This is a genomic window from Faecalicatena contorta, from assembly GCF_021531995.1.
In the GTDB taxonomy this organism is placed as follows: Bacteria; Bacillota; Clostridia; order Lachnospirales; family Lachnospiraceae; genus Dorea_A; species Dorea_A contorta_A.
This window is the reverse complement of record NZ_JAFBIZ010000227.1, coordinates 1-1759: the sequence shown is the minus strand read 5'-3', so window position 1 is coordinate 1759 and position 1759 is coordinate 1. Positions and strand designations below refer to the sequence as shown.

The 1759-nt window shown below is 37.9% G+C and carries 1 protein-coding gene and 1 pseudogene; both read right to left on the bottom strand.

Features of this window, described 5'->3' with window-relative positions; all coding sequences use genetic code 11:
- Positions 1-313: 313 nt before the first annotated feature.
- Positions 314-1159: pseudogene (locus JQM82_RS15465) on the bottom strand (IS3 family transposase); the annotation flags it as partial.
- Positions 1160-1224: 65 nt separating this feature from the next.
- Positions 1225-1509: a transposase gene (locus JQM82_RS15460; protein WP_235251305.1), complete on the bottom strand. Its 285-nt coding sequence runs from the start codon at positions 1507-1509 to the stop codon at positions 1225-1227.
- Positions 1510-1759: the final 250 nt, after the last annotated feature.

The following is a 1759-nucleotide window of genomic DNA, read 5'->3' as shown; positions in this document are numbered from 1 at the left end:
CATTTAAAGTGTATATGAAATATCGGAAGGATTCTAATGGGGGTTACAAAAACAATTAACTTGAATTTGCGATATAGTTGTTGCAGGCGGGAAATGAAATTCAAGGTGTGATATTAAGGATACATAGATGCTTTAGATTGTATGAAAGAGGGAATGCTATTTAGATATTAAAAATATAAAATTCTATTAAAAGTGACTGGAAGATAATTGTTAAATAATACAATCTGACAGTCATTTTTATATACTTTTCCTTATTTAGGGAGGTGGTCCTATGTCAACATTTAGTACAAGTTAAAATGAGGCTTTCCTCATCTTAACTTGCCATCAGCAATTCGTCTTTCTGGATTCTACGATACAGTTCTTCATAATCATTTGGAGACATATAGTCACAATGGCTATGAATACGTTTTGTATTGTAGAATGCTTCCAGATATTCGAAGACCAATCGGTACGCATGATCATAATCGCGGATTTTGAAGCGGTTCAGCCATTCACGTTTGATCAAGGAATGGAATGATTCGATACATGCATTATCCCAAGGATAAGCTTTTTTCGAATAGCTGCACTGTATACCGGCAGTTATCCTCTTGTATTCTTTGGATACATACTGGCTGCCACGATCAGAATGCAGAATCAATGGTTCTTCGATTTTACGTCTTGCTTTAGCTTTATTTATTGTTTCAATCACGCAGGATACTTCCAGTGTTTTAGAAAGTGTCCAGGCAATGATTTTTCTGGAATATAAATCCATAATACTGGTTAGATAAACAAATCCGTCTATCGTCCAGATATATGTGATATCAGAACACCAGACAGCATTTGGGCGTTCCGGATTAAACTGTTCATCAAGGATATTTTGCAATTCGCTACTGAAGTCAGAATCTTTTGTGGTAATTGTCCATGGTTTTACCCATTGAGCTTTGATTCCCATTTGCCTCATGTATTTACCAACTGTACGTTCAGAGATTATTTCCCCTGTTTTTCGCAGTTCTTTGGTAATCTTTGGGGCACCATAATTCTGTTTTGATTTATCATAAATATCCTTGATTTTGGCTTTTACCGCTTCACGACGCTGTTCAGCGTTTGAAGGAACATGTTTTAGCCATGCACGGTAACCAGAACGGGAAACGCCGAGATATTTCAACATTCCGGAGACAGAAACCCGGCGTCCAGCCTTATGGGCAGTTTATGCCTTCTCAGTAACTTCGAGATAAATGGCTTCCGTCATTTTCCCAGAATGTTGATTGCTTTTTTTAATACATCAAGAGCGTCCTGTGCATCACGAAGTTCACGTTTTAATCGTGCGATTTCTTTTGCTTCCTCAGAAGCATAATTACCGGAACCACGGCATTCAATATCACCTGTCTCACGCAACTCCTTCTGCCAACGTGATAATGTCTGTTGACTGATTCCTAAATTTGATGCACAGCCCTGCAGTCCTAAGTCTCTGTGATCATGATAATACTGGACTGCATCTAGTTTAAATTGTTTGTCATAGTGCTTTGCCATAATGAGATCCTCCTTCAGTGCGGTACCTACATTGTACCATGAAATATTAGATTAGGAATTCTCATTTTGACTTGTACTATTTATATTCTAGCACCAAGGCGAGATAAAAGGAGAAGGCGTATTTTGTTATTGACCTCTTAAAATAGCGTAATAATGATTAGCTTGCGTGTCTCTGGATTGTTCTGTATACTGTCATCAGTTTACAGAAAGAAAAAAGTCTCAGAGCACCTTCCCTGGAAAGTCGTGTACT

Excerpts from the sequence above, each read along its gene's own strand:
- JQM82_RS15460 (WP_235251305.1), bottom strand. The coding sequence starts at position 1,509 with ATGGCAAAGCACTATGACAAACAATTTAAACTAGATGCAGTCCAGTAT.